This window comes from Streptomyces sp. NPDC002092, assembly GCF_053593775.1.
The window spans coordinates 24,488-49,031 of the sequence record NZ_JBSFDG010000003.1; the positions used below are offsets into that span (position 1 = coordinate 24,488).

At 70.5% G+C, this 24,544-nt stretch carries 30 protein-coding genes; 16 read left to right on the forward strand and 14 right to left on the reverse strand.

Annotation, left to right across the window (positions count from 1 at the left end; translation table 11 throughout):
• Window positions 1-61 precede the first annotated feature (61 nt).
• The 5 genes from ACWCRD_RS07430 to ACWCRD_RS07450 all read right to left on the reverse strand — a co-directional run bounded on the left by ACWCRD_RS07430 (window position 62) and on the right by ACWCRD_RS07450 (window position 5,294).
• On the reverse strand, window positions 62-229 hold the full coding sequence (locus tag ACWCRD_RS07430; protein WP_450965424.1) for a hypothetical protein: 168 nt from the start codon (window positions 227-229) through the stop codon (window positions 62-64).
• 118 nt (window positions 230-347) lie between these two features.
• The gene (locus ACWCRD_RS07435) at window positions 348-1,175 is read right to left on the reverse strand and encodes a hypothetical protein (protein WP_450964981.1); all 828 of its coding nucleotides are present in this window, start codon (window positions 1,173-1,175) and stop codon (window positions 348-350) included.
• A 286-nt stretch (window positions 1,176-1,461) separates the two neighbouring features.
• A complete protein-coding gene (locus ACWCRD_RS07440; RefSeq protein WP_450964982.1) occupies window positions 1,462-1,884 on the reverse strand; it encodes an NUDIX hydrolase in 423 nt (140 codons plus the stop codon).
• A 52-nt stretch (window positions 1,885-1,936) separates the two neighbouring features.
• Entirely contained in the window at window positions 1,937-3,079 is a 1,143-nt protein-coding gene (locus ACWCRD_RS07445) for a CHAD domain-containing protein (RefSeq protein WP_450964983.1), read from the reverse strand.
• Window positions 3,060-5,294 (reverse strand): RNA degradosome polyphosphate kinase, encoded by a 2,235-nt coding sequence (locus tag ACWCRD_RS07450; protein WP_450964984.1) that lies wholly within the window; start codon window positions 5,292-5,294, stop codon window positions 3,060-3,062. The genes ACWCRD_RS07445 and ACWCRD_RS07450 overlap by 20 nt, the downstream gene beginning before the upstream one ends.
• Before the next feature lie 376 nt (window positions 5,295-5,670).
• Between ACWCRD_RS07450 and ACWCRD_RS07455 the strand changes: the two genes are divergently transcribed.
• From ACWCRD_RS07455 to ACWCRD_RS07475, 5 genes are all read left to right on the forward strand, one after another.
• Window positions 5,671-6,210, forward strand: coding sequence for an RNA polymerase sigma factor (locus ACWCRD_RS07455; RefSeq protein ID WP_450964985.1), 540 nt, complete (start codon window positions 5,671-5,673; stop codon window positions 6,208-6,210).
• 367 nt (window positions 6,211-6,577) lie between these two features.
• Window positions 6,578-7,408 (forward strand): zf-HC2 domain-containing protein, encoded by an 831-nt coding sequence (locus tag ACWCRD_RS07460; protein ID WP_450964986.1) that lies wholly within the window; start codon window positions 6,578-6,580, stop codon window positions 7,406-7,408.
• On the forward strand, window positions 7,405-8,265 hold the full coding sequence (locus tag ACWCRD_RS07465) for an ABC transporter ATP-binding protein (RefSeq protein WP_450964987.1): 861 nt from the start codon (window positions 7,405-7,407) through the stop codon (window positions 8,263-8,265). Before ACWCRD_RS07460 ends, ACWCRD_RS07465 begins: the two co-directional genes overlap by 4 nt.
• Entirely contained in the window at window positions 8,262-9,845 is a 1,584-nt protein-coding gene (locus ACWCRD_RS07470) for an ABC transporter permease (RefSeq protein ID WP_450964988.1), read from the forward strand. Before ACWCRD_RS07465 ends, ACWCRD_RS07470 begins: the two co-directional genes overlap by 4 nt.
• A gap of 16 nt (window positions 9,846-9,861) precedes the next feature.
• Complete coding sequence (locus ACWCRD_RS07475) at window positions 9,862-10,533, forward strand: ABC transporter (RefSeq protein ID WP_450964989.1); 672 nt, start codon at window positions 9,862-9,864, stop codon at window positions 10,531-10,533.
• Between the two features lie 61 nt (window positions 10,534-10,594).
• On the opposite strand, the gene mshD is transcribed toward ACWCRD_RS07475, so the two are convergent.
• On the reverse strand, window positions 10,595-11,521 hold the full coding sequence (mshD, locus tag ACWCRD_RS07480; protein WP_450964990.1) for a mycothiol synthase: 927 nt from the start codon (window positions 11,519-11,521) through the stop codon (window positions 10,595-10,597).
• Between the two features lie 182 nt (window positions 11,522-11,703).
• Here mshD and ACWCRD_RS07485 point away from each other — a divergent pair, with 182 nt between their 5' ends.
• Window positions 11,704-12,885, forward strand: coding sequence for an LmeA family phospholipid-binding protein (locus ACWCRD_RS07485; RefSeq protein WP_450964991.1), 1,182 nt, complete (start codon window positions 11,704-11,706; stop codon window positions 12,883-12,885).
• A 31-nt stretch (window positions 12,886-12,916) separates the two neighbouring features.
• On the opposite strand, the gene ACWCRD_RS07490 is transcribed toward ACWCRD_RS07485, so the two are convergent.
• Together ACWCRD_RS07490 and ACWCRD_RS07495 are read right to left on the reverse strand one after the other, a co-directional pair.
• Window positions 12,917-13,564: a Uma2 family endonuclease gene (locus ACWCRD_RS07490; RefSeq protein ID WP_450964992.1), complete on the reverse strand. Its 648-nt coding sequence runs from the start codon at window positions 13,562-13,564 to the stop codon at window positions 12,917-12,919.
• Window positions 13,565-13,731: 167 nt separating this feature from the next.
• Window positions 13,732-14,481: a PH domain-containing protein gene (locus ACWCRD_RS07495; protein ID WP_450964993.1), complete on the reverse strand. Its 750-nt coding sequence runs from the start codon at window positions 14,479-14,481 to the stop codon at window positions 13,732-13,734.
• Window positions 14,482-14,861: 380 nt separating this feature from the next.
• Here ACWCRD_RS07495 and ACWCRD_RS07500 point away from each other — a divergent pair, with 380 nt between their 5' ends.
• Together ACWCRD_RS07500 and ACWCRD_RS07505 are read left to right on the forward strand one after the other, a co-directional pair.
• Complete coding sequence (locus ACWCRD_RS07500) at window positions 14,862-15,344, forward strand: hypothetical protein (RefSeq protein ID WP_450964994.1); 483 nt, start codon at window positions 14,862-14,864, stop codon at window positions 15,342-15,344.
• 40 nt (window positions 15,345-15,384) lie between these two features.
• Window positions 15,385-15,672 carry a hypothetical protein gene (locus ACWCRD_RS07505; protein ID WP_450964995.1) on the forward strand — a complete coding sequence of 96 codons (288 nt, stop codon included), beginning with the start codon at window positions 15,385-15,387 and terminating at the stop codon, window positions 15,670-15,672.
• On the opposite strand, the gene ACWCRD_RS07510 is transcribed toward ACWCRD_RS07505, so the two are convergent.
• Entirely contained in the window at window positions 15,673-15,978 is a 306-nt protein-coding gene (locus ACWCRD_RS07510) for a hypothetical protein (protein ID WP_450964996.1), read from the reverse strand. It abuts the gene before it with no gap.
• Window positions 15,975-16,298, reverse strand: coding sequence for a hypothetical protein (locus tag ACWCRD_RS07515; protein WP_450964997.1), 324 nt, complete (start codon window positions 16,296-16,298; stop codon window positions 15,975-15,977). The genes ACWCRD_RS07510 and ACWCRD_RS07515 overlap by 4 nt, the downstream gene beginning before the upstream one ends.
• Before the next feature lie 186 nt (window positions 16,299-16,484).
• On the opposite strand from ACWCRD_RS07515, the gene ACWCRD_RS07520 reads away from it, so the two are divergent.
• The 8 genes from ACWCRD_RS07520 to ACWCRD_RS07555 all read left to right on the forward strand — a co-directional run bounded on the left by ACWCRD_RS07520 (window position 16,485) and on the right by ACWCRD_RS07555 (window position 20,888).
• Window positions 16,485-17,309 carry a helix-turn-helix domain-containing protein gene (locus ACWCRD_RS07520; protein ID WP_450964998.1) on the forward strand — a complete coding sequence of 275 codons (825 nt, stop codon included), beginning with the start codon at window positions 16,485-16,487 and terminating at the stop codon, window positions 17,307-17,309.
• Entirely contained in the window at window positions 17,306-17,509 is a 204-nt protein-coding gene (locus tag ACWCRD_RS07525; protein WP_450964999.1) for a DUF397 domain-containing protein, read from the forward strand. The genes ACWCRD_RS07520 and ACWCRD_RS07525 overlap by 4 nt, the downstream gene beginning before the upstream one ends.
• Window positions 17,506-17,721: a DUF397 domain-containing protein gene (locus tag ACWCRD_RS07530; protein ID WP_450965000.1), complete on the forward strand. Its 216-nt coding sequence runs from the start codon at window positions 17,506-17,508 to the stop codon at window positions 17,719-17,721. The genes ACWCRD_RS07525 and ACWCRD_RS07530 overlap by 4 nt, the downstream gene beginning before the upstream one ends.
• 136 nt (window positions 17,722-17,857) lie before the next feature.
• Complete coding sequence (locus ACWCRD_RS07535) at window positions 17,858-18,214, forward strand: DUF6247 family protein (RefSeq protein WP_450965001.1); 357 nt, start codon at window positions 17,858-17,860, stop codon at window positions 18,212-18,214.
• Window positions 18,211-18,564, forward strand: coding sequence for a hypothetical protein (locus tag ACWCRD_RS07540; RefSeq protein WP_450965002.1), 354 nt, complete (start codon window positions 18,211-18,213; stop codon window positions 18,562-18,564). The genes ACWCRD_RS07535 and ACWCRD_RS07540 overlap by 4 nt, the downstream gene beginning before the upstream one ends.
• Window positions 18,565-18,697: 133 nt before the next feature.
• Window positions 18,698-19,909: a hypothetical protein gene (locus ACWCRD_RS07545; protein WP_450965003.1), complete on the forward strand. Its 1,212-nt coding sequence runs from the start codon at window positions 18,698-18,700 to the stop codon at window positions 19,907-19,909.
• A 38-nt stretch (window positions 19,910-19,947) separates the two neighbouring features.
• Window positions 19,948-20,598, forward strand: a complete 651-nt coding sequence (locus ACWCRD_RS07550; protein ID WP_450965004.1) for a hypothetical protein — start codon at window positions 19,948-19,950, stop codon at window positions 20,596-20,598.
• A gap of 17 nt (window positions 20,599-20,615) precedes the next feature.
• Window positions 20,616-20,888 carry a hypothetical protein gene (locus ACWCRD_RS07555; protein ID WP_450965005.1) on the forward strand — a complete coding sequence of 91 codons (273 nt, stop codon included), beginning with the start codon at window positions 20,616-20,618 and terminating at the stop codon, window positions 20,886-20,888.
• A 3-nt stretch (window positions 20,889-20,891) separates the two neighbouring features.
• Here ACWCRD_RS07555 and ACWCRD_RS07560 read toward each other — a convergent pair whose 3' ends face one another.
• The 4 genes from ACWCRD_RS07560 to ACWCRD_RS07575 form a co-directional block, all read right to left on the reverse strand.
• Window positions 20,892-22,391, reverse strand: coding sequence for a sensor histidine kinase (locus tag ACWCRD_RS07560; RefSeq protein WP_450965006.1), 1,500 nt, complete (start codon window positions 22,389-22,391; stop codon window positions 20,892-20,894).
• Complete coding sequence (locus ACWCRD_RS07565; RefSeq protein WP_450965007.1) at window positions 22,388-23,125, reverse strand: response regulator transcription factor; 738 nt, start codon at window positions 23,123-23,125, stop codon at window positions 22,388-22,390. Before ACWCRD_RS07565 ends, ACWCRD_RS07560 begins: the two co-directional genes overlap by 4 nt.
• Before the next feature lie 88 nt (window positions 23,126-23,213).
• Window positions 23,214-23,414, reverse strand: a complete 201-nt coding sequence (locus ACWCRD_RS07570) for a hypothetical protein (RefSeq protein ID WP_450965008.1) — start codon at window positions 23,412-23,414, stop codon at window positions 23,214-23,216.
• 29 nt (window positions 23,415-23,443) lie between these two features.
• On the reverse strand, window positions 23,444-24,496 hold the full coding sequence (locus tag ACWCRD_RS07575; RefSeq protein ID WP_450965009.1) for a S1C family serine protease: 1,053 nt from the start codon (window positions 24,494-24,496) through the stop codon (window positions 23,444-23,446).
• Between the last annotated feature and the right edge of the window lie 48 nt (window positions 24,497-24,544).

Sequence of the window (24,544 nt, forward strand, 5' to 3'; positions counted from 1 at the left end):
GCGTGGGCGCGACCAGCCCCCACCGGCCTGCGGGTTCGTCACCGCGCTTCCAGCAAAGCGCTCATTCGCCGGAGGCGGCGCGCTCTTCGGCCACTTTCAGCACCTCGTCGATGCTCTCCAGGCTGAGCCGGTCCTCCGCGGCCGAGGCCGCGATGATCAGCTCTCCGCACAGCTCGATCTCGGCGAGGGCCACGTGGTCCTGAACTGCCGTACCGCCGACCGGAGCCACGTGCATCACCTCATCTCTGCCGTTACCGACTTCCTAGAGTAGGGAGCGGCCTACACACCGCGCATGGCACGGACGGGCTAGTTCTTGACGCCCGGCGATCCTCCCCGAGCAGGGCCGGCTACTCGGCGATCTTCCCTGCGTAGATGTCCTTCGAGGCCGGCAGCCGTACGTCGACGGGGGCCCCGAAGTCGTACAGCAGCGCCGTCGAGGCGACCGCGACGGTGCCCTTCTGGAGGCCGTTGACGAAGCTGAACCGGTGCCGGATCTTGCGGATGCGGCCCTGGTCGTCGAGGTAGACGTCGAACGGGACCTCGGCCGTGGCGAACCCTTTCGCCGCCGCCGAGAGCGCCTCCCGGACGCCCTTCGAGGCGTGCCGCGCGGCCAGGGTGAGATCGGCGGTGCCGCGGTAGTGCCGCACCTCGACGCCGGCGAATTCGCTCCGGCCGAGATACGTCGCCGTGCGCGTCCCGCGCAGCAACTCGGCCGCGGCATACGGGTCGGTGGCGCCGCCGGTCACCAGGTTGCCGTCGGAGAGGGTGGCCGTGTCGACCCGTACCCACTTGTCGGCGGGCACTCCCGCGCCCCGGTTCTTCATGAACAGGGCGCCGGGCGCGAGGAGTTCGGTGATGGGGCGGTGGTCGTCGGTGCCGGCCGGGCTCTGCGGGAGCTGCACCTTCAGCCGGCCGATCTGCCGACGGTAGTTGTAGTCGCCCTCGCCCCGGATGGTGACGCGGGTGCCGCCGATGGCCATCTCCATCGAGGTGGTCGCCCTCGAACTGCCCGACTCCACCAGGGTTTCGGCGGCGCGGTGCAGGATCTCGACGGGGTCGGAGGCGCGGGGGTCCTCGGCGGCGGACCCGGTGCCGGAACAGCCGCCGGCCCCCATGCAGACGCAGACCACGAGCCCTGCCGTGACGACCGTCCCCCTGTGCTGCCGCTCCGCCATCGCCTGTCTACCCCCAAGCCGGTACGTCGGTCACGGGCCCCCTGTCGTTCCGGATAACGACGGCTGGGGTGGGGCCGTCACGCGCATCCCGGGTCCGCTGCCGCAGGCAGCTGAAGTACACCGGCCATGGGGTGGGTAACGTTGTCAGCGTGGCGCAGCACGAACATCGGACGACGACCGTCGAGCAGGGTCGCTTCTGCTTTGCCAGGTGCAGCTGCGGATGGCGCGGACCGGCGCGAAGAGCTCGCAGCCAGGCCCGGACGGACGCCGAAGGGCATGTGGGCCTTCAGGCGTGACGCAGCGTCGCGAGCAGCTCGTCGACCAGGGTGCGGTCCCGGTACTGGGTCAGCCGGCTGCGGGCCGCGGCGGGGGAGAGCCACAGGATGCGGTCCACCTCGGTGGTGGGGGTGAAGCCGCCCGAGACCGCCTCGGCCGCCCAGTAACGGACCTGTTTGGGGCGGCCGTTCGCGAAATAGCGCAGGGTGGAGAGCTCGGCGCCCGGTTCCGCCGTGTAGCCCGACTCCTCGGCGACTTCACGCAGGGCGCCCGTCAGGTGGTCCTCGCCCCGCTTCAGCTTGCCCTTGGGGTGGGACCAGTCGTCGTACTTCGGCCGGTGGACGAGACAGATCTCCAGCTCGCCGTCGACGGGTGAGCGTCGCCACAGGACGCAGCCGGATGCCTGGACGATGGTGTCGTTGGTGTGGGTCACGGGTGGGTCACCGCCTCCTTCGACAGGGGTTGAGGGCGCCGGGGTCGCCGGCTCAGGGTGTGGTCACCGCCTGCTTCTGCCAGGACTGCTGGAAGGCGAAGCGGGCCGCTTCCACTTCGTGCCGCTGGTCCGCGTGGAGCACCCCGAGCGCGTACGCCGTCGCCGGGGCGATCCGGGGGGTACGGGCCGCGGAGGCCGCGGCCGCCGCCGCCTCCGAGGCGTCGCGGTGCCGGTCCAGGGCCTGGCCCGCGGTCAGCAGGCGGAGGTCGGTCGGGCCGCCGGTGCCGTGGAGGGCCTCGCGGGCGTAGCGGTGCAGGCGCAGCAGCAGGCGGACCTGGTGCCAGGGGGCGTCCTGGGGGTGCGGGGACGGGTCCGGGGAGAGGCCGTGGATGAGGGCCTCCGCGTTGTAGGGGCTGCCTGCGGTGACCAGGGGGAGCGCGGCGATGGCGTCGGTCAGGCGGTCCTCGGCTGCGGCGGCGAGGGGGTGGAGGGGTGTGGTGGGGGCGGTGGGGGTCAGGGGGACTTCGCTGGCCAGTACGGCGATTTTGTCTGCGACGGCGTGGAAGCGGGAGGAGCCCAGGGCCTGGAGGGCTGTTGAGTGGGCTCGTGTGCGGGCGAGTGTCAGCTGGCGTTCGAGCAGGGCGCCTGCTTTGGCTGCGCCAACTGTGAGGTTGCCGCGGTCGGTTGTGGACGGCGGGGTGGGGGGCCCGGCGGTGCCGGGTGCCGCTTTCACGGGGACGGGCGTCGCCCTGGCGGCACGATTGCCCGCAGCTGCGTCGGCACGACTGCCCGCAACTGCCTCGACGGTAACGCCAACTGCTGCGGTTGCCACCTGTGTCGGGAACGCGGTTGCCCCGGACAGCCGGTGCAGCGCCAGCAACAGCCGTTCCTGCCTTGCCGAGTAGGCGTGTTCCATGGCCAACGTGCCGGAGAGCCAGGCCAGTTCGGGCTGGAGGGACTCCGACCAGTCCGCTTCCAGGAGGGGGCGGAACGTGTGCAGGCTGGCGCTGATGCGGCGGACCGAGCGGCGCAGGGCGCGGGCCGCGTCGACCGGGTCCTCCGTGCCGTTGCCGGTCGCACCGCCGGTTTCCCGGTGCAGCCGCAGGGCGCGGAGGAACTCCGTGGCCTGGGCCCTCAGGTAGCCCGCGAGGGCCTCGCCTGTGGGGTCCGTAGGGTCAAGGTGTCGCTGTGCCACGCCGGCGCCTCCGGGCGTCTATGAGCATCTCCTGGATGTTTCGCAGGGGCCCGCCGTCCGCGTCGGTGGCATGCCGCGTCCACTCGCCGTCCGGGCCGAGGTGCCAGGAGGCGGTGGTGTCGGACATGCCGGTCTCCAACAGCCGGTTCAGGGCGGCGCGGTGGGCCGGGTCGGTAACCCTGACCAGGGCCTCGATACGGCGGTCGAGGTTGCGGTGCATCATGTCGGCGCTGCCGATCCACACCTCGGGCTCGCCGCCGTTGCCGAAGGCGAAGACCCGGGAGTGTTCGAGGAAGCGGCCGAGGATGGAGCGGACCCGGATGTTCTCCGACAGGCCCGTGACGCCGGGGCGGATCGCGCAGATGCCGCGCACCCACACGTCGACCGGCACACCGGCCTGGGACGCCCGGTAGAGCGCGTCGATGAGGGCCTCGTCCACCATCGAGTTGACCTTGATGCGGATGAAGGCCGGACGGCCCGCACGGTGGTGCTGGGTCTCCTTGTTGATCCGCGCGATCAGTCCGTCGCGCAGGGACTTGGGGGCGACGAGCAGCCGGCGGTACGTCTCGCGGCGCGAGTAGCCGGAGAGGCGGTTGAAGAGGTCGGAGAGGTCGGCGCCGACCTGCGGGTCGGCCGTCAGCAGGCCGAGGTCCTCGTACAGCCTCGCGGTCTTCGGGTGGTAGTTGCCGGTGCCGACGTGGCTGTAACGCCGTAGCGTGTCGCCTTCCTGACGGACCACCAGGGACAGCTTGCAGTGGGTCTTCAGGCCGACCAGGCCGTAGACGACGTGGCAGCCGGCCTCCTCCAGCTTGCGCGCCCACTTGATGTTGGCGTGCTCGTCGAAGCGGGCCTTGATCTCGACCAGGACGAGGACCTGCTTGCCGGCCTCGGCGGCGTCGATGAGCGCGTTGACTATGGGGGAGTCGCCGGAGGTCCGGTACAGGGTCTGCTTGATCGCGAGGACGTCCTCGTCCTCGGCCGCCTGCTCCAGGAACGCCTGCACCGACGTGGAGAAGGAGTCGTACGGGTGGTGCAGCAGCACGTCCCGGCTGCGCAGCGCGGCGAATATGTCGGGCGCGGAGGCCGACTCGACCTCGGCGAGGTCGCGGTGGACACCCGCGATGAACTTCTTGTACTTGAGCTCGGGGCGGTCGAGGCCCGCGATGCGGAAGAGGCCCGTGAGGTCCAGGGGACCCGGCAGCGGGTACACCTCGGCCTCGCTGATCTTCAGCTCACGGACCAGCAGGTCCAGGACCTCGCGGTCGATGGACTCCTCGACCTCCAGGCGCACCGGCGGCCCGAAGCGGCGCCGCATGAGCTCCTTCTCCAGGGCCTGGAGGAGGTTCTCGGCGTCGTCCTCCTCGACCTCCAGGTCCTCGTTCCTGGTCAGCCGGAAGGCGTGGTGCTCCAGGACCTCCATGCCCGGGAACAGCTCCTCCAGGTGGGCGGCGATGACGTCCTCTATGGGGACGTAGCGGCCGGGGGAGCTCTCCAGGAAGCGGGAGAGCAGCGGCGGGACCTTGACGCGGGCGAAGTGCTTGTGGCCGGTGACCGGGTTGCGTACGACCACGGCCAGGTTCAGGGACAGGCCCGAGATGTAGGGGAAGGGGTGCGCGGGGTCGACCGCGAGGGGGGTGAGCACCGGGAAGATCTGGTGGCGGAAGAGGGTGAACAGGCGGGCCTGTTCCTTCTCCGTCAGCTCGCTCCAGCGGACCAGGTGGATGCCCTCCTCCGCGAGCGCGGGGGCGACGTCCTCGTGGTAGCAGGCGGCGTGCCGGGCCATGAGCTCGCGGGAGCGGGCCCAGATCATCTCCAGGACTTCGCGGGGCTGCAGGCCGGAGGCGGAGCGGGTGGCGACACCCGTCGCGATACGGCGCTTCAGACCGGCCACCCGGACCATGAAGAACTCGTCCAGGTTGCTGGCGAAGATCGCGAGGAAGTTGGCGCGCTCCAGCAGGGGCGTGTTCGGGTCTTCGGCGAGTTCGAGGACCCGCTCGTTGAACGCCAGCCAGCTGCGCTCCCGGTCGAGGAAACGGCCCTGCGGCAGCTGGGGGCCGTCGTACGGCGACTCCTCGTAGGCATCGAGGTCGGCATCGATGTCGGGTTCCAGGTCGGAGACCGCGGCGGCCACCGTGTGCGGGCGGTGCGCGGCGATGGAGCCCACGGAGGGCTGCGCGTGCTGGACCTGTGCCTGGGCGGTGTCTGGCTGACTCATGAACCCATTCTTCCGCGTTCCCAGCGATACGGGCGCGTCGGAAAGCGCGGGTGGGAGTGCCTTTACGGAGCCAGGGCCGGAGCTGAGGGCGTCCCCGTTCCCCGCGGGCCCCTCGGGGGACGGCGAAGGCTGTGGCAGGGAGGGCGTCATTGGTCGAGCCTCGCAAGCCTGTCTGAACCGTTGGTTACGGCGACATGGCGTGCGGGATATCTGGGGGCGGCTCCGGGGGGTCCGAGCCCAGGCGACCGCCGTAACAGACTGCTGGGAGCCGCCCCGAGGATACGTACGTCCATTCCGCCGGGGAAGGACGTACGCGCATCGGATGGCTCACACGGTTGCCGTGAACCGATCCGCGGGGCCGGTCCGATGAGGGGACGTGAGCGAAACGAGAAGCGACGGTGAGCTGCTGCGGGCCGCCGCGGACGGGGAACGGCGCGCCTTCGAGGAGCTGTACCGCCGGTACGCGCCGTGGCTGACCGCCCGGCTGCGCGGCCGGTGCGCCGACGCGGGCGTGGTCGACGACGTCGTACAGGAGACGTTCCTCGCGATCTGGCGGGGCAAGGCCCGCTACCGCCAGGACGGCGACGTCGCCGGCTGGCTGTGGCGGATCGGCTCGCGGCGGTTGATCGACGCGCTGCGGGGCGACGGGGCACGGGGGCGGCTCAGGCAGGCGCTGGCGCGGCTGCGGCACCGGGACGAGGCGTCCGCGGAGGAACGCGTGCTCGCGGGGGTGGAGCACGGGGACCTCGCGGGCGCCCTGGTCCGGCTCTCACCGGAGCTGCGCGCGGTGCTCCAGGCCACGGTCATCGACGGCCTGACCACGAGGGAGGCGGCCGTCCTGCTCGGGATACCGCCGGGCACGGTCAAGACACGGGCGATGCGGGCCCGCAAGCAACTGCGGGAGGCGCTGGCGTGAGCGGGCGGGTGTGCGAACGGGTCTTCCGGGCCGTGCGCAGGTCTGGGAGCGGGGATATCGGCGGGTTGCTGTGTGATCGGGTCTGCGGGGTGGCGTGCAGGTGTGGGAGCGCCGGCGTGTGCGGGCGGGTGTGCGAGGGGGGCTTCCGGGTCGTGTTCGGGCGCGGGGGCGGGGACAGCGGTGGGCTGCCGTGCGATGGGGGCTTCCTGGTCATGCGCGGGGCCGGGAGTGGCGATATCGGCGGGGTTCTGTGCGATCGGGTCTGCGCGGTCGCGGGGCGGACGCACCGGCGTGGCGGCGGCGGAGTGGGTGGGCAGGGGCGTGAACGGAGTCTGGCGGGGCGCGTGGCGGTGCAGGAGGTGGTGGCATGACCTGGCATGTGGATGCTGAAGACCTACGGGCCTACGCCCAGGGCGAGTTGGCGCCGCCCGCGCTGTGGTCCGCCGACACCCATCTCGTCGCGTGCGCGCAGTGCCGGGGCGCGCTCGCGGAGGTCGGTGACCCGGAGCGGGTCGACGCCGGATGGGAGCGGCTGGACGCCGAGCTCGACGTGCCCCGGCCGGGGGTGTTCGAGGGGCTGCTGATGCGGCTCGGGGTCGCCGACCACACCGCGCGGTTGCTCGCGGCCACGCCCGTGCTGCGCCGCTCCTGGCTCGGTGCGGTCGTCGCCGTGCTGGTGATGAGCGTGGTGGCGGCGCACACCGGCAGGGCGGCCGCCTCGCCCACGCTCTTCCTCGCCCTCGCGCCGCTGCTGCCCCTCGGCGGGGTCGCGCTGTCGTACGGGCCCGCGCTGGACCCGACGTACGAGATGGCGGTGGTCGCGCCGATGCACGGCTTCAGGCTGCTGATGGTGCGGACGGTCGCCGTGCTCACCGCCGTGCTCGGCCTCAGCGGTCTCGCGACCCTCGCGCTGCCCGGATACGGGCTGGGCGCCCTGGCCTGGTTGCTGCCCGCGCTGGCCCTGACCTCGACCGGCCTGGTCCTCACCGCCCGGTTGGGCCCGGTGCTCGCGCCGTCGCTGGTCGGCGGGGTGTGGGTGGCGCTGCTGCTGGCGGCCCACGCCTATGACGCGGGCGCCACGCCCGTGCCGTTCACCGCGGCCGGCCAGGGGGTGGCGGCGGCGGTCGCCGCGCTCACCGGCTGGCTGCTCTTCCTCGTACGTGACCGTTTCGACCGCTCCCAGGGGGATGCCGTATGACTCCGACCGTTTCCGCTGCGGGGCTCAGCCTCCGCTTCGGCGGGACCCAGGCCCTCGACGAGGTGTCGCTGCGGCTGACCTCGGGCGTCACCGGGCTGCTCGGCCCCAACGGGGCCGGAAAGACCACCCTGCTCAGGGTGCTGGCCACCGCCGTGCCCCCGGACCGGGGCGCCTTCACGGTCCTCGGCCACGACCCGGCGACGGCGGCCGGCCGGCAGGAGGTGCGGCGCAGGCTGGGCTATCTGCCCCAGACGCCCGGCTTCCACCCGGACTTCACGGCCTTCGAGTTCGTCGACTACGTCGCGATCCTGAAGGAACTGACGGACCGGGGCGCCCGGCACCGGGAGGTGCGGCGCGTGCTGGACGAGGTCGACCTGGCCGACGTACGCGCCAAGCGCATCAAGAAGCTGTCCGGCGGAATGCGGCAGCGGGTCGCGCTGGCCGCCGCGCTGGTCGGCGACCCGGGGTTCCTCGTCCTCGACGAGCCGACCGTCGGGCTCGACCCCGAACAGCGCATGCGTTTCCGGGAGTTGATCGCCCAGGCAGGGGAGGGGCGCACCGTCCTCCTCTCCACCCACCAGACCGAGGACGTGGCGATGCTCTGCCACCGTGTGCTGGTGATGGCGGGCGGCAGCATCCGCTTCGACGGCACCCCCGCCGAGCTGACCGCACGGGCAGCCGGACGGGTCTGGAGCAGCACGGAGCGAGACCCCGCCGCGAAGGCGGGCTGGCGCACCGGCACCGGCTCCTTCCGCAACGTGGGCAGCCCGCCCGCAGGCGCCGACCTGCTCGAACCCACCCTGGAAGACGGCTACTTGCTCACCCTGGACGGCGCGGGCGCGGAGGTGACGGCATGAGCACGGTCATGGAGGTGACGGCCCCGCCCGTCGTCCACGGCGAACAGCGCCGCAGCTGGGCGGCCGTGTTCGCGCTCGCCCGCTTCGAGGCACGCGAATTGATCATGCAGGTCCCGGTGGCGGTGACCCTGCTCGTCTACGTCGGCTACACCGGCTGGAAGCTGCTCTTCCCGCCGGACGGCATGGACGCCTATCCGGCGCTCCAGGACGTCGACCGCGCGACCCAGACCACGCCCACGCTGCTCGGCTTCGTCCTGTTCATCGCCGTCAACCGGGCCGCGCTGCGTTCCCGCCGGCGCGGTACCGACCGCCACTTCGACGTGCTGGTCATGGAGCCGTGGCGGCGCACGGTGGGGCACGCCCTGTCCCTGGTGCCGTTCGGCGTCGTCACCGCGCTGGCCGTGCTGGCCCAGTTCACCTGGCAGGCGCTGCGGCCGGGCGCGGTGGGGCACGGGTCGGTGGCCGAACTGGCCGTGGCTCCCCTGTACGTGCTGCTGTGCGGAGCCGTCGGTCTGCTGATCGCCCGGCTGATCCCGTCCGTGTTCGCCGCGCCGCTCGCGGTGCTGGGGCTCTTCACCTTCCTGATGTTCGTCTCGACGGGGACGTCCGGGGCGCAGTGGAGCCGCTGGCTGTCACCGGTGGTGAGCGAGAGCAGCAGTCCGACGCTGCCGTCTGACCTGGTCGGTCGGCCTGCGGGGTGGCATGCGTTGTATCTGGGCGGGCTGGTGCTGGTTTCGGCCATGGCCGCGGTGCTTTGCGCTCCGCGGGATGCCGTTGATCGTCTGCGGGGCCCTCGTGGCTGGTCGCGCAGTTCCCCGCGCCCCTTCGGGGCGCTGGTGGGGCTCGGGGGTGCGCTGGTCCTGGTGGTGACCGGCGCCGTCGGGCAGTCCGGCGGGGTCTCCCCTGAACTTGCGGCGGCCCGGCAACGCGCCTCGGTCTCCCCCGAGAAGGAGCAGTCGTGCGTACGGCACGGCGTCTCGCAGTACTGCGCCTTCGGCGAGTGGAGTGCCCGGACGGGCACCTGGGCCGGGGTCGTCGACCGGGTGCAGACCCTCGCGGGCGGTACGGCCGCGAGCCGGCCGCTGCTCGTACGGCAGCGGGTCGACGCCCGTTACGGCCTCGACGGCGACGCGGCGATCGCACCGTCCACCACGCCCGGCCAGGTGACGGTGGGCACGCGCTGGGGCGGCAACCGGGTGCCGGAGTTCGCGGTCGCCGTCGCCTCCGTGCTGGTCGGCGGCGACGAGAAGAAGGGCAGCGAGCTCTGCGACGGCCGCGTGGTCACGGTGATGTGGCTGGCACTGGGCCGCGACGCGGACCCGGTCGCCGACCTCAAGAACGTCCGCCTCGACGACAGCCTGAGCGGCCCGGCGGTCGTGCTGACGCCGACCAACCCGATCGCGATGTCGGCCGGACAGACCGAGGTCGTACGGGAGTTGCTCTCCCGCCCGCGCGCCGAGGTCACGTCCGCGGTCAAGTCCCACTGGGCGCAGCTGACGGCTCCCAAGGTGACCACGGCCGAGGCGGCGCGGGTGCTGGGGACCAAGGTGCCGAAGGGGGCGGACGAGTGTGGGAAGTGAGCGGAGGACCGTGCCGGTGAGCGGGGCACTGGTGTCGGCCGTCGCGCGTACGGTGCCGTGGCGGGCGCTCGGGGCGGGCGCGGGTGTGGGGCTGCTGCTCGTCGCCCTGCCCCGGCTGTCCGGCGGCCCGCCCGGTGCCTGGCTCGCGCTCACCCTGCTGCGGGCCGCCGCCCTCGTCTTCGCACTGGGCCTGACGTTCCTGCTGGACGACCCGGCCCGGCACCTCACCACACCGGTCACCACCCGGCGTTGGGTGCGCACGAGCCTGCGGGTGGTGCTGGTCGCGCCGGTGGCCGTGCTGTGGTGGACGGCCGCACTGGCCCTCGTACCGCACGGCGTACGTCCCCCGGTCGGCGCCGTCACCCTGGAGGCCGGCGCAACAGCGGCCCTCGCCCTGGCCGCGGCGGCCACCGCGGTACGCCTCACGGACGAGCCGCAGCCGGGCCCGTCGGTGGCGGCCGCCGTCCTGACCACGGCGGCCCTGGGTGCCCTGCTGATCCCGGGCCGCTGGACCCTGCTCGCCGCGACCGGTGATCCCCGCTGGGGGGCTGCGCATGAGCGGTGGGGGGTGTTGCTGGGGGTCGGGGTGGTGGCTTGGGGGGCCTGCCAGCCGGAGCCGGTGCGGAACTTTCAGCCTGTCCGGCGTTTGAGGACGAGGCCGCAGGCCGATGGGGGTCTGGGGGCGTAGCCCCCAGGGGCGCGCATCCCACTTGCCCGCACAACACACCGCACCACCGCCGGAGGCTCGCTCACGTCTCCGTGCGGTACATCAAGTCCGTCTCGTACGTCGTGAATCCCAGCCGCTCATACACAGCGACCGCCGCCTTGTTGTCGGCGTCGACATACAGCATCGCCGTGGGCAGCCCCTGTGCCTCCAGATGCCGCAGCCCGATCGTCGTGAGGGCCTTGCCCAGCCCCCCGCCCTGTGCCCCGGGCCGCACCCCGAGGACGTACACCTCACCCAGCCGGTCGGCCGCATGCACCTTCGTCCAGTGGAAGCCGATGAGTTCGCCGCCGCGGAAGGCGAGGAAGAAGCCCGCGGGGTCGAACCACGGCTCGGCCTTGCGGTCGTCGAGGTCGCGCTGGGTGAGGGAGCCCTGCTCGGGGTGGTGGGCGAACGCGGCGGCGTTCACCGCGAGCCAGTCGGCGTCGTCCTGGCCGGGGACGAAGGTACGGACGGTCACATCCGCCGGGAGCACCGGCTCGGGCAGGTTCAGGTCCGTCAACGACCGCCGCATCTGCCGCAGTTCGCGGAAGAGCGTGAGCCCCAGGACCTGCGCGAGATGCCGGGCGGCGGAGTGCCCGCCGTGCGCCCACACCCGCAGCCGCTTGCCGGAGGCCGCGAGCAGCGCCGAGCCCAGTGCCCGCCCGTGCCCGTGCCCGCGGTACGCGGGGTGCACGACCAGCTCGGCGGCCGGTGCCTCCACCGGGTCGGTGTCCTCCAGCTGCGCGTACCCCACGAGCTCGTCGCCGACGCTGAGCAGCAGATGGGACACGCCCTCGCGTTCGCCGCCCCGCAGCTGCAGCCGCCCCTGTTCGGACACCGCCTGCTGGCCGTCGTCCTCGGCGGCCGCCGCGAGCAGGGAGAGCACGGCCCCGGTCTGCTCCGGGGAGAGCGCGGAGTAGGTCTCGATGGAGCGGTTCCGGCCGGGCCGGGCGGTGTCGTCGCTGGTCATGCGTACGAGGGTAAGCGGAGGGAGGCGCAAAGTGAGGGGGTGAGGGGGCCGCGTACGTGAGTGAGCGAGTCTCACGGCGGAGCGGCTGGGCACGGGCCACCTGGTCGGGGCGATCGTGAGCTAGATCGCATACCTGAGGTACCGCTTGCGGGTGGGGGGCGTTCGCATGGTCGGATGGATCGATGCGTGCCCCCCACCACATAACGACGCATCCTGGTACAAACATCAACAACTCTTTCGAGGGTGCCTTTGTCGCGAGCGAGGCCGAGGAAGAGCAGGACGAGCCCTGGGCTCCGCCCAACCACCGCCGCGGCGGCCGCCGCAGGCGAAACCGCTTCGCGGGCCTCCCGCTCGCGCTGAAGGCGGTGGTGGGCTCGGTCGTCCTCGCCGCCTTCCTCACCCTCGCCGACCGCTGGGCGCTCCTGTACGCCGAGCGCCGGGCGGCGGACGAGCTCAAGGACCGGATGCACCTGAGCGCGGCGCCCGAAGTGGACATCGAGGGCTTCCCCTTCCTGACCCAACTCGCCGACGACAGGCTGCAGTCGGTGAAGGTCACCGTGCCGGACGTCGCCGCCGACCGGGTCACGCTGGCCAGGGTGACGGCGACCGCACACGACGTACGGCTGAACGCGCCCGACGGACCGACCTCCGTACGGGGCGCGGCAATTCCCCGTCTCGACGGCGACGTACTGCTGTCCTTCGACGACCTGAACCGCGAACTCGGCGCGTCCCAGGTGACGTTCACCGGACACGGCCACGACCGGGTGCTGGCGCGCGGCACGCTCCCGGTGGCCGGGCACGATCTGAGGCTGCGGGCCGATGCCCGTATCGGCCGGGACGGCGAGCACGGCATCGCCACCCAGATCGGCGGAATGCGCCTGGACATCGGGGACCTGGCCACCTACCGGCCCGGCACCCGGGCCTCCGAGGGCCTGCATCTGACCCGCCGCTCCGCCGCACGCCTCGCGCACGAGACGAGGAAGGCGAAGGCGCTGTTCGCGGTGCCGGCGGTGGTACGGCGGCTCGGCGTACCCGACTCCGCCGTACGCGCGGCCCTGCGCTCCGATGCCGAACTGGCGCGCGTGACCGGCTCACCGCGCTTCATCCACCAGGCCATGCGGCTCAACCTGATCGACCTGGCCCTGGAACACCCAGCCCTCCTCAAGCGCCTCGGCCTCGACCCGTCGCTCCTGGACGCCCTGCCCCGGCTCACCCGCCCGGTCCTGGCCGACCGCCTGTCCCTGGGCTTCCGCCTGCCCACACCGCACCGCGGTGAGCTGCGGCTGCGGGACGTACGGGTGGAGAAGGAGGGGATCAGGGTGCGGATCGAGGGGGCGGGGCTGGCTGTCGGCCGGACCGGCTAGCTGGTGGTGGACCTGACGTCCGCCGCCCGGTTCACCCCCGCTTGGGGCCGGTGATCGTCTCGCCGATCACGAAGCCCTTGGCGGGGCCTTCGGGGATGGTGACCTCGGTGCCGTAGGGGACGCGGTGGACTCCCACCCAATCGGCCTTGTCGGGCTCGGGCTCGGTGAGAACGGTGACGGTGCCGTGGCTGTCGTAGTCGTCGATGATGACGTAGACGGGGATCCCGGCGCGGGCGTACTCGCGGCGCTTTCGGATGCGGTCGCGGTCCTGGTTGCGCTTGCCCGGGGAGACGACTTCGACGATGAGGTGGACAGCGGAGGTTTTCACCCCCAACCCTTCCTCGTCGGCGTGCGGCTCCAGGTCTTCTGGAGCGACTAATGCGTCCGGGATCCACCCCTTGCGCTTGTGGATGACATTGGTGTCCTGGTGGCACGCGTGCTCGCCGCCGTCCAGGAATTTATCCAGTGCCCGCCGCAGGCGGTTCGTGATCTGGGCGTGGGTCAGACGTCCGGTGGGCGACACCTCGATGGCTCCCTCGATGATCTCGGCGCGGTAGCCCTCGGGGAGTTCCATGGCCTTCCAGGCCTGCCATAGGACCTCGTCCAGGTCGGGTCCGTTCAAGGATTCAGCCGGAGCGTGGGACATGGTCTCGGGCCTCTCATGTGCGAGAGCGGTCAAGGTGGCACCTCCTCCTCAAGTCTGGGCTGGGTGTGCCCGCGGCACAAGCAACGCGATCACCGTAACGACGGCTATGGGGATGACCTGGGGCGTTGTCGTGGGATCACTCGATCGGGCGATCGGAGGGCGAACGGCTGGACCGGAGCCCGCAGACGGGCAGGCGTGAGCTACGGCTGCCCTGCGAGGGAGCCCGGAGGGTGGGTGGTCCAGTAGCGGTCGAGTACGGCGCCCAGGACGGCGAAGGAGGCCAGCGGTACACAGACGAGCAGCAGGAACGGGTGGTCCGGCCGCCCGTCGATGATCTCCCAGAATTCGACCACGAACATGGCGCACAGCATCGCGAGCGCACCCCACAGGGCCCACGTCCAGGCCTTGCGCCGAGCCGCGCCCCGCAGGATCAGCGCCTCCACCTGAGGGCGCGGCTCCCAGGCCAGACTGCGGTACGGGGCGGCCGACAGGCACAGCTCCGAGACCTCGGCGTACGGGTCGGCGAGCTGCCAGTCGTCGATGTGCCAGAGCCGGTGCCGGCGGCCCTCGTCGTCGTAGAGGAAGCCGAGCCAGCGAGGGCCCGTCGAGCCCATGCTGCCCGGGGCGTGCTCGACGCGGATGTCGTAGATCTCCTGCCAGGTCCAGGAGCGCGAACGCAGGCGCCCCTGGACGGTGATGCCGGACGCCGTGACGCTGGTGTGCGCCCGCCACTGTTCCAGCGCGATTCGGACGAAGGTCGCCGCCATGAGCAGCGAGACCGCCAATGGCGCCCAGCCCGGTGGCCCGTCGCGATAGGCGTACGGGTCGTCGAAGCGGGTCGCCTGGATGAAGGCGTTCCCGGCGATCACCGCCATCAGACCCAGCGGCAGCCAGGGCAGCCCACGCCGTCTTCGGTACACCCGCTCGATCCCGCCTGTGTCCCCGCCCATACGCCCTCCCCGGCATCCGTGTCCGAGGTGATCGTAGGGCGGGGGCTGTGGGTGTCGGGACGGGGGCGGCGTCAGGAAGTCGTCAGGACACGGAAGGCGTCCAGTCGCCCAGTCAGTCCGCGACCTCCTGGTTCGCGGCCTGCGCGTCCTTCCGTGGCCGACTGCTCCGGTAGCCACGAGGACGAGGGAGACGGCGATGGCGGTTTTGCGTCGGCGGTGCTGAACCATGGGGGAATCCGTTCCATGAGGGGAAAGGGACCGGTGATGGGCCGTCACCTCGGGCGGAGAGGTTGCCGGGCGCGGTCGTTCGGTTTCCCGGTCGTCGGCGGCTGACCGTCGCAGCTACGTGGAGAGGATCGACTGTGCCCCCGGACTACGACATGCTCTGGCGTCGTTGCGCGCTTCTTGGCCGTGTCGTGCTGCCGCTGGTGGACCAGGAGCCACGGCGGCAGGACCGGCGCCGCGAGCGCCTGCGGGGCCGGGGTGTATCGACGGTGACCGGCGAGCGGCTGATCGAGATCTTCGCGGCCCTGGCTGCCCATGCCGTCGCAGTCGACGGCTCCTTGTCCGCCGAGGAATTGGACGCTCTGCCCCTCAAGGAAGTTGCGGACGCCGCGACCGGCAAGCAGGACTACGAACTGCTCGCCGGGCTTCCGGACACCCTCGCCGACGACCGTGACGGACTGGCCGTCAGCGTCTTTCGCCTGTACGCCTACAAGGGCGGGCAGTACAGCATGCGGCTTCACCAACTGGGAGCGGAATTGCACCGTGCGCTGGTTGTCCTTGCCGAACACGCGCCGGTTCCGTGCCGCACGTGCGGGGACGCGCTCCGCCGGGCGGCCGAGGTCGGGCTGCCGCAGTGATCGCCGAGATCGGTGGGTCCTGGCGCGCTACGGTGCGGCGATGGCAGAGACCACGACCATCCGGGTGTCCCGTCAGGCGCGCGATCACCTTGCCCAAGTCGCCAAGGACCGGGGGATGACACTGCGGCAGCTCGTCGAGCAACTGGCGTTCGATCAGTCGACGGCGAAGCAGATCGCGGAGCGAGTTGCGGCCGACCGGCATGTGTTGCGCGAACGCCTGGGCTGCACGCTCACCGACGAGGAGTTCGACAACGGTCCGGATGTCCTGGCCAACATCTATCGGCTGGCCGCGGAGAAGGTACTGGCGTCGGCGGAGAGCGCTCGGTGATCAGTCCGGCGTCACCCGCCCGCCTCGGCTGACCGCGACCCGGATCACGTCCTCCAGCGACTCGGCCGCCCTGGTGAGCGCGAAGCGCACGGCCCGCTCACCCGCCTTCGGGTCGGCGAGTACGGCCCTGGCGCCCGCGAGCACCTGTTCCCCGGAGTCCAGCTGAGCTGCTTCCACGTCGTCGGCCAACAGGGACAGCTTGCTGTCGCCGCGGTCGGTGCTGAGGTAGCAGGGCTTGCCTTCGGGAGTGGTCCACGGCAGCAGCCGCAGCTTCCCGAGCGTGGGGATCTCTTCGGTCGCGCTCACGCGGACACCTCCACTCCGTGGATACGGCGCGGGCCCACGTCGATGCCGTAGGCGGCGAGCCAGAGGGCACGGCGGCGCCTGCGCTGCAGCCGGCGTTCGTGGCGTTCGTCCGGGGTGAGGAGGTACGGGCGTACGAGATGGGCGTCGGGCTCGAAGGGCCATACGTCGAGGGGGCGGTGGGTTCCGGGGGCGGCCAACGGTTGTTCGGTGGGCGGGAGTTGGGCGGCCGGGGCTGCTCGGTGGCGTCCTCGCGCGGGCAGCAGGGCCCGCACGATGGCGAGCAGTAGCAATTCGATGAATCCGGCGGTACGTTCGCGCATGTCGGCGCTCCTTGGGATACGCGTCGGCCACGCCCCCGGACCGACCAGCATCGGTTGCGGGGGTTTTGGCATGGCAGGGGTCTGACGAGCGGTGACTACCGTTCGTGCCTCGATCGTCACAGGTGCGGCGTACGCTGCGGAAGAGGTTCGGTGTTGTCTGGCGCGCAGGCAACGGGGAGGGGTGACGTGGGCGAAAAGGTTGACGCTGAGCCGGTTTCCGGGCGCGGGATGCTCGGGCAAACGCTGAAGGTTCTGCGCGAGAAGGCCGGGAAGTCGCTGGGACAACTGGCCGACGAGACCGGATACGAGAAGAGCTATCTGAGCCGGTTGGAGTCGGGGGAGCGGCTGTCCAAGGTGACGGTCATGGAGGACCTGGACGGGTATTACGGCACCGGGGACCTGCTGTTAAGCCACTGGAAGGCGGCGCGGCTGGACGCGTTCAAGGACCAGTACAAGGAGTTCATGGCGCTGGAGGCGACGGCGCGGATCATGTGGAAGTTCTCGCCGGGGATTCCGGGGCTTCTGCAGACCGAGGACTTCGCCCGTGGGGTGTTGTCTGGGGCCCAGACAACGGCTGACGGTGACGAGGCCGTTGAGGAGCAATTGGCCGCTCGTCTCGGGAGGCAGTACCTCCTGAGGCAGAAGCCGGAGCCCGAGGTCCGGATCATCATGGACGAGTTCGCGCTCCGGCGTCCCGCTGCCCGGGGCAAGGCCTGGCACGACCAGCTGCTCCATCTGGAGGCCGCCGCGCTGTGGCCCAACGTGACGCTTCAGGTACTGCCGTTCTCGGCGGGAGCGCACCACCATATGAACGGGTCGCTCACGCTGCTGTGGCAGAGGGCCGGAAGTGCCGTTGCCTACAAGGAAGGCAACGGTTGCAGCCGGCTGATCGAAGATCCGGACGAGGTCCTGCGGCAACGACTGTCCTACGATCGGCTCCGCGACCTGGCGCTGTCCCCGTCGGACTCGCTCGTGTTCATCAGGGACCTACTGGAGGAGCAGAGATCATGACCCGCACCCCCGACCTCAGCACCGCCCTGTGGCGCAAGTCGAGCTACAGCGAAGGGGGAGACAACGACTGCGTCGAGGTCGCCGACGGCTACGCGGGCATAGTCCCGGTCCGCGACAGCAAGACCCCGGCGTCCCGCCCCCTGGTCTTCTCGGCCGCTTCCTGGTCCGCGTTCGTCCGCGAGGTGAAGGGAACCGTGTGACCCCCGACCTCGGCATCGCAGCCTGGCGCAAGTCGTCCTACAGCGACGGGGGCGGTACGAACTGCGTCGAGGTCGCCGACGGCCACCCCGGCACCGTCCCCGTTCGCGACAGCAAGATCCCGGTGGCCGCCCCGCTGCTCTTCTCGACCGCGACCTGGGCCGTTTTCGTGGACGGGGTCAAGGGAGGGGCGGGTCGGCGCACATTCGGTTGACATATGCCGGAAGCCCTGATGTTCGACTCCTGACCGCCACCACGCTTGATCTCGTGACCACCACACGAACGACAGATCCACGAGGTATGAGGCGGCTATGGTCGTAGAGACGAAGCGTCGAAGGAGGGCATCGGTCATGACTGCTCACGCCACGGAGAACGACCAGGTCATCCCGCCCATGCCGCAGCGGACGCCCAAGGCACTGCGCGCAGCCATCGCCGAGCACGCTCCCGAACTGCTGCCCGACTTCGACAGGCACTGGAAAAGGGTGATCGCCTCAAGCGCCGACACCTTCAATCTTCCTCCTGTGCCGGCGTTCATGGCCCTCTGGTGGGGCGAGTACGCCCTTGCCCGCGATCCCAAGCTGGACGCGCATGTGCACGATCTCGAAATCCGGGCCTCGGAGTCCACAGACGGCGCCGAGGCCAGGGCCCTTCTCGAAGAGGCTTCGAAGATTCGTCACCGAGTGCAAAAACTGGAGCCCGGCGAGTGACCGACGGGTTCATGGGGCCGCCCTGGCAGATGGACTGGACGCTCGACGCCCGCGCTGCCTTCGAGGCAGTGCCCAACCATGTTCGTGAAATCGTCCTGGCCGCACGTGCTGAACTGGTCACGGCGAAGGACCCATATTTCCGGGGTATCGAGACGGATTCCTGCCTTCCTGATGGAACGCAGGTCATGCCGGTCCGGTCCAGTGATCCGAAGGGTGCCCGTCTGCTCCTCTTCGACGATGAGCGCGGCTGGCTCAAGTACACGTTCGTACCTCGCATCGCAGACCCCCAGATCATCGTGGAAGAGCTGTTCTGGCTGGGAGTCGAACCGTCTACGGAACCCCCGGCGTAGCCGCCGACAGTCGTCCCGTCGACCACTCCCCAATAGTTGTCAATGAACATGCCAACGGCCCCTCAAATCCACCACTACCGCATGTAGCGTCCCCCGCGCCGGACACTGACATGACGTCAACAGGGGAGTGGCCGTGACAGGCTTCCGCGCGCCCGCGCAGAGTGACTTTCACGCGTACGCAGATCTCACGAAGAAGCAAGGCAACCATCTGGTCAGGCTCGGGCAGTGGAGCGGCCACGAGTGTGCGCAGGTCGACGGCCTGGACGGATTGCTCGTCCTGGCACGGGAGTTCGTCCCGGACATCTCGACCTTCTTCAGCGACAAGCTCGCCCAGTGCCAGCGGGGCATGGGCGTGATCGACGACAAGATCCAGCGCACGAGTGCCGCCTACACCCACGTGGACGAGGACACCGCGGCAGAACTGCGCAGCATATATCCGCAGTCCTCCGTCCCCTTCCCGGACATTTCGACGCTCCCCGGTGGCTCCAACCTCGGCAACTTCACCGACGAGGATGTCGAGCTCAAGAAACTGGACGACGCCGACGACACCACGTCGAAGAGCATCCACACCGCGCTGATGCTGGCCCGGAACAGCTCTGACCTCAAGGCCGCCGAGCACGCATTCCAGTGGTGCACCGGCCAGAGCCTGGTCGAGCTGATGCTGAAGCCCCTCTTCGGCGAGTACGGCCGGCTGAGTTGTCTGGGCGACGCCTACGACGAGTTGGGCGACGCGGCGTACACGGTGGCCGGAACCCTGCGCAAGGGGTCCTGGAAGCTCGGCGGTGAATGGTCCGGCGAGGCCGCGACCAACTTCGACTCGTACCTGTTCCGCTGGACCATGGGCATCGGCGGCGTCGGTGACGCGGCCAAGCTCGCGGCGAAGGCGTTCAAGGACGGCTACCACATCGTCGTCGGACTCGTCTGGGAGGCGCTCAGCGAGATCGGGAAGCTGATGGACGAGGGGATCAAGAAACTGGCCGAGCAGTTCGCGGAGATGATGGCGGGCGACGCCGCCATCGAGGTGGTCGGCCTCGGCCCCGAAGACCCGGTCGCGGACGTCGTCGCGGGTATCTGGACCGCCGACAAGATCTACGGCATGTACAAGACAGTCAGGCTCATCATCAACGTCATCGGCATCATCCAGACCATCTTCCAGAAGATCTCCGACGCGGTGGACGGCATCAAAAAGGCCGTCCAGGAGGCCGTGGAGTTCATGAATTCGCCGTCCCCGACCATCGGCAGTCTCATCGACGACGTGGAGCAGCGCGGCTTCGAGTTCGAGAAGGGTGGCGGCTGGTCCCCCACCATGGGTGCGTCCCGCATCGCCCTGCTGCCCGCGGCCTGAACGCAGGGAAAACGCAGGGAACCCGACGAAGGAATCCAATGAACCAGTTGCTCCAGACCCTTCAGGAGTTCACGGTCTCGGCCGACTACGGCCGGACGCACACCACCTGGGAGGTACGGGCAGCCGGGCAGCGCACGCCGGTGCTCCTGATGCACAAGGATTCCCCGCACCACTCCCTGCCTGAATACCGGGTGTTCGCCGCGGAACGCCCTGACGAGATCCTGGGCTTCGTCCTCTCGACGGGGATGGCATTCGCGGCCGACCGCACGCAGATCGGCAAGGTGCGCACCGGGCCTTGGGAGGACCGTGAGTGGATCCTGGTGCAGCAGAACCTCGGGGAACTGACCGGGAAGTGGAAAGGCAACACCAGGCTGCGCCGCGCCCCGGTCATCGACAACTTCCTCGGCCACGAGAGCCTCGACGCCCTCCTCTCCGCAAAAGTGCGCTTCTCCGGACCGCAGTCCGAGGGCTTCGACTTCGCCCGGAGCGCAGGCATCCGGGCGGAATACGAGGTCACCGTCCGCGACCCGCGCGTGGACCGGCTGCTGATCCTGGCCTGGGTCGTGCACTTCAACTGGCACCACTCGGTCGATCCGCGCAAGACCGCGGTCGACCTGACCACCAACCCGTTCCGCGACTTCGGTGCCGCACGCCGAGCCAAGAAGCGCAGGCAGACCGGGCAGAACTGAGCGGAAGGAACCGGAGAATGACCATGCTTTCGTACGACGCCTACGGTCACGGAGACCGCCAAGGCAAGGACGACCCCGCCGCCCAGCGACGCGCGGTCCAACTCGCCGAGCTGGGCGAGGAGTTGGTGGCAGGCCAGACTTGGCGGCAGAAGGAGATCGCCGGCCGGATCTACGAGGAGCTGAAGGCCGGCGCCCACGTCGACGACATCAAGCCCCTCATCTCGCAGCTGCGCCGCACCACGATCGAGGACGCCCGCGACCGGGGCACGGACAGGCGCGGCCGACGGTAAGGACTACGGCCCCTCCGGCGGCGGCATCGGCGCCCCCGGCAGCCGTACGGTCGCCACCGTGCCGCCGCCCTCCGCGCGGGCCAGCGTGACCTCGCCGCCCGCCTGCTCCACCGTCCGCGCGACTATGGACAGACCCAGGCCCGAGCCCGGCAGTGCCCGCGCGCTGGGTGAACGCCAGAAGCGGTCGAAGACGTAGGGGAGTTCCTCGGCGGGGATGCCGGGGCCGTGGTCGCGGACCGTCAGGATGCCGCTGCCGAGCTCCACCTCGATGGTGCCGCCCTCGGGGCTGAACTTCACCGCGTTGTCGAGGATGTTGACGATCGCCCGCTCCAGGGCTGAGGGCTCCGCCCGTACGTACCAGGGGTGCAGGTCCGCCGTGATCGTCAGCTCCGGCCCGCGCAGCCGTGCCCGGCGCAGCGCCGCCTCCACGATGTCCTCCAGCGAGACCACCTGCACGCGCTCGCTCCCCTGGCCCTCGGACCGCGACAGCTCCTGCAAGTCGCCAATCAGCGCGGCCAGTTCGGTCATCTGCGCCTTCACGGAGGCGAGGAGCGCCTTGCGGTCGGCCGGGGGGAGGGGGCGGCCGGTCTCCTCGCTGCGGGTGAGGAGTTCGATGTTGGTGCGGAGGGAGGTGAGGGGGGTGCGGAGTTCGTGGCCGGCGTCGGCGATGAGCTGTTGCTGGAGGTCGCGGGAGCTGGCCAGGGAGGCGGTCATCGAGTTGAAGGAGCGGGAGAGACGGGCGACTTCGTCCTCGGCGTCGTCGTCCACGGGGATGCGGATGCCCAAGTCCTCTGTGCGGGCGACGTGTTCGACGGCTTCGGTGAGTTTGTCGACGGGGCGTAGGCCGGCACGGGCCACGGCGAGGCCGGCTGCTCCGGCGCCGATCACTCCGACGCCGGAGACCAGGAGGAGGATCAGGGCGAGGTCGTTGAGGGTCTTCTCAGTGCTCTTGAGAGGGACAGCGATGAGGAGTGCGGTGTCGGGGTACAACTGGGGCGGGCCGACCGGGCCCTGGTTGACGAGCAGGGGCGTGGTGAACACGCGTACGGCATTGCCGTCGGTGTCCGTGCCGTTGCGGATGATCCCGTCGAGAAGGTTCCCCTTGCCGTTGGCCGCTTCCTTGATCACATTCTTGTCGGCGCTGGTGACCTTGACGGTGCCGGTCGAGTTCGAGGACACGCAGGGCGTTCCGTCCGCCTTGACCAGCTGAATGTAGCTGCTCTGCGTACGCAGGCCACTGGCGCCGGTCTGGCCGCCCTGGTCGTTCTGGTCGGTCTCGACTGTGTGGGGGCAGGCGTCGAGGAGCTCCGCCACCTGGCTGTACCGCTGTGGCTGCGACATCTTCCTGAGATCGGCGTTGACCTGCTCGTACAGCTTCCCCTGCACGATGAACCAACACGTCACCGAAACCGCCGCCACCGCAAAAGCCACCGCCGCAGCCACCAGCATCGCCAGCCGTGAGCGGATCGGCAGCGTCTGGAAGCGGCGCAGGACCTTCCTCACTCCGCGCCGCCCTGCCGCAGCACATACCCGACGCCCCGCACGGTGTGCACGAGGCGCGGCTCGCCGCCCGCCTCCGTCTTGCGGCGCAGGTACATGACGTACACGTCCAGGGAGTTCGAGGACGGCTCGAAGTCGAAGCCCCACACCGCCTTCAGGATCTGCTCCCTGGTCAGCACCTGACGCGGGTGCGCCATGAACATCTCCAGGAGGGTGAACTCCGTGCGGGTGAGCTCCACCGGGCGCCCGCCCCGCGTCACCTCACGCGTCGCCAGATCCATCCGCAGGTCGGCGAAGGTCAGTGCCTCGTCCTCCTGGAGGGCCCCGGCGGCCGCCGCGGCCGCGTACGAGCTGCGCCGCAGCAGGGCACGGACGCGCGCGAACAGCTCGTCCAGCTCGAAGGGCTTGACCAGGTAGTCGTCGGCGCCGGCGTCGAGGCCCGTCACCCGGTCGCCGACGGTGTCACGCGCCGTCAGCATCAGGATCGGCGTCGTCGCGCCCGCCCCGCGCATACGGCGTGCCGCGGTCAGACCGTCCATGCGCGGCATCTGGATGTCGAGGACGACCAGGTCGGGCTGGTACGCCGTCGCCTTCTCCAGGGCGTCGGCGCCGTCGACCGCGACCTCCGTCTCGTAGCCCTCGAAGGCGAGGCTGCGCTGGAGTGCTTCGCGCACGGCCGGCTCGTCGTCGACGATCAGGATGCGCTGCGGGTCACGGTCGCCATCGGCGGGGCTCATGGGCTCGGATTCCTCGGGTGCGGTGGGACGACAAGGGGCTGAACCAGCGAAAGATGCGGAACGTGCTGAACGCCTTCAGCCTCGCATATCAGCCACGCATCGCCGCGAGCCTGTTCAACGGCACCTTGCGGCGGTGCGGGCGGGCGGCCGTGGTGTGCAGGCCCATCAGCTGCGGGGCCACCTCCGGTGCCCGGGTCGTCGGTGCGTGGAGCTCGTACGCCACCGCCAGGGCCAGGGCGAGACCGGCCGGGTCGGTGCCGGCGACCGTGTGCGAAACCTGCTCGATCATGACGTACTCCCTGCTGGTGAGGTGCGGGATCAGTTGGTGGAACCGGACCGCAGCGTGGCCAGGTCGGACTTGACGGTGTTGATCGGGATGGCGAAGCCGAGGCCGACGCTGCCGGCGTCCGAGGAACCCGAGGACGACTGCGAACTGGCCGAGTACATGGCGGAGTTGATGCCGATGATGTCGCCCGCGGCGTCGATCAGCGCGCCGCCGGAGTTGCCCGGGTTGAGGGACGCGTCGGTCTGGATCGCCTTGTACGTGGTGGTCGAGGAGCCGGTGTCGCCGTTGAACTGCCGGCCGCCGAAGGAGAACGGCCACTGGCCGTCACCGCCGCCCTGTCCCTGACCCTGGCCCTCGTCGGTCGAGACGGTCACGTCGCGGTTCAGGGCCGAGACGATGCCGCTGGTGACCGTGCCGCTCAGGCCCTCGGGGGAGCCGATCGCCACGACCGTGTCGCCGACCTGGACGCCGGAGGAGTTGCCGAGGGTCGCCGCCTTCAGCCCGGACGCGCCCTGCAGCTTGATCAGGGCGAGGTCCTTCTTGCTGTCGGTGCCGACGACCTTCGCGGTGTAGGTCTTGCCGTTGCTGGTGGTCACCTTGATCGACGAGGCGCCGGAGATGACGTGGTTGTTGGTGACGATCTCGCCGCCGCTGGTGATGATCACGCCGGAGCCGGTCGACGAGCCGTTGTCCAGGGTGGCGCTGATCTCGACCACGCTCGGGCTGACGGCCGCGGCGATGGTGGCGACGTCGCCCTTCTTGCCGGCCGGCACCACAGGGGTGCTGGTGCTGCTGGTGGCGACGGTGTCGTTGCCGGTCAGCTCCTGGAAGGCGTACGCGGTGCCGCCGCCGATCGCCGCGGCGACGATCGCCACGGCGGCCAGCAGGGCCAGGGGGCCCCGGGTCCGCTTCTTCGGCGCCGGAGCGCCCGGCTCGACCATGGCCTGCTGCACCGGCGGCTGCGCCGGCGGGGGCGGCCACTCGGGGTTCACAGGGGAGGAGGCGTACTGCGGGGTGCCCTGCTGCGGGTTCCCGTAGCCGTCATAGCTCTCGTACTCGCCGCTGCGGCGGAAGCTCTCGGTCATGCCAACGAGCTTGAACCGTGACCATGAGAGCTTCCTGAGTGCTGGCTG

What these genes read in the sequence shown, in the direction of transcription:
- ACWCRD_RS07435 (WP_450964981.1), bottom strand. Translation starts at nt 1,175, where the DNA reads ATGGCGGAGCGGCAGCACAGGGGGACGGTCGTCACGGCAGGGCTCGTG.
- ACWCRD_RS07450 (WP_450964984.1), bottom strand. Translation starts at nt 5,294, where the DNA reads ATGAGTCAGCCAGACACCGCCCAGGCACAGGTCCAGCACGCGCAGCCC.
- ACWCRD_RS07460 (WP_450964986.1), top strand. Translation starts at nt 6,578, where the DNA reads ATGACCTGGCATGTGGATGCTGAAGACCTACGGGCCTACGCCCAGGGC.
- ACWCRD_RS07465 (WP_450964987.1), top strand. Translation starts at nt 7,405, where the DNA reads ATGACTCCGACCGTTTCCGCTGCGGGGCTCAGCCTCCGCTTCGGCGGG.
- ACWCRD_RS07470 (WP_450964988.1), top strand. Translation starts at nt 8,262, where the DNA reads ATGAGCACGGTCATGGAGGTGACGGCCCCGCCCGTCGTCCACGGCGAA.
- mshD (WP_450964990.1), bottom strand. Translation starts at nt 11,521, where the DNA reads ATGACCAGCGACGACACCGCCCGGCCCGGCCGGAACCGCTCCATCGAG.
- ACWCRD_RS07485 (WP_450964991.1), top strand. Translation starts at nt 11,704, where the DNA reads ATGCGTGCCCCCCACCACATAACGACGCATCCTGGTACAAACATCAAC.
- ACWCRD_RS07495 (WP_450964993.1), bottom strand. Translation starts at nt 14,481, where the DNA reads ATGGGCGGGGACACAGGCGGGATCGAGCGGGTGTACCGAAGACGGCGT.
- ACWCRD_RS07500 (WP_450964994.1), top strand. Translation starts at nt 14,862, where the DNA reads ATGCTCTGGCGTCGTTGCGCGCTTCTTGGCCGTGTCGTGCTGCCGCTG.
- ACWCRD_RS07505 (WP_450964995.1), top strand. Translation starts at nt 15,385, where the DNA reads ATGGCAGAGACCACGACCATCCGGGTGTCCCGTCAGGCGCGCGATCAC.
- ACWCRD_RS07515 (WP_450964997.1), bottom strand. Translation starts at nt 16,298, where the DNA reads ATGCGCGAACGTACCGCCGGATTCATCGAATTGCTACTGCTCGCCATC.
- ACWCRD_RS07525 (WP_450964999.1), top strand. Translation starts at nt 17,306, where the DNA reads ATGACCCGCACCCCCGACCTCAGCACCGCCCTGTGGCGCAAGTCGAGC.
- ACWCRD_RS07535 (WP_450965001.1), top strand. Translation starts at nt 17,858, where the DNA reads ATGACTGCTCACGCCACGGAGAACGACCAGGTCATCCCGCCCATGCCG.
- ACWCRD_RS07550 (WP_450965004.1), top strand. Translation starts at nt 19,948, where the DNA reads ATGAACCAGTTGCTCCAGACCCTTCAGGAGTTCACGGTCTCGGCCGAC.
- ACWCRD_RS07555 (WP_450965005.1), top strand. Translation starts at nt 20,616, where the DNA reads ATGACCATGCTTTCGTACGACGCCTACGGTCACGGAGACCGCCAAGGC.
- ACWCRD_RS07565 (WP_450965007.1), bottom strand. Translation starts at nt 23,125, where the DNA reads ATGAGCCCCGCCGATGGCGACCGTGACCCGCAGCGCATCCTGATCGTC.
- ACWCRD_RS07570 (WP_450965008.1), bottom strand. Translation starts at nt 23,414, where the DNA reads ATGATCGAGCAGGTTTCGCACACGGTCGCCGGCACCGACCCGGCCGGT.
- ACWCRD_RS07575 (WP_450965009.1), bottom strand. Translation starts at nt 24,496, where the DNA reads ATGACCGAGAGCTTCCGCCGCAGCGGCGAGTACGAGAGCTATGACGGC.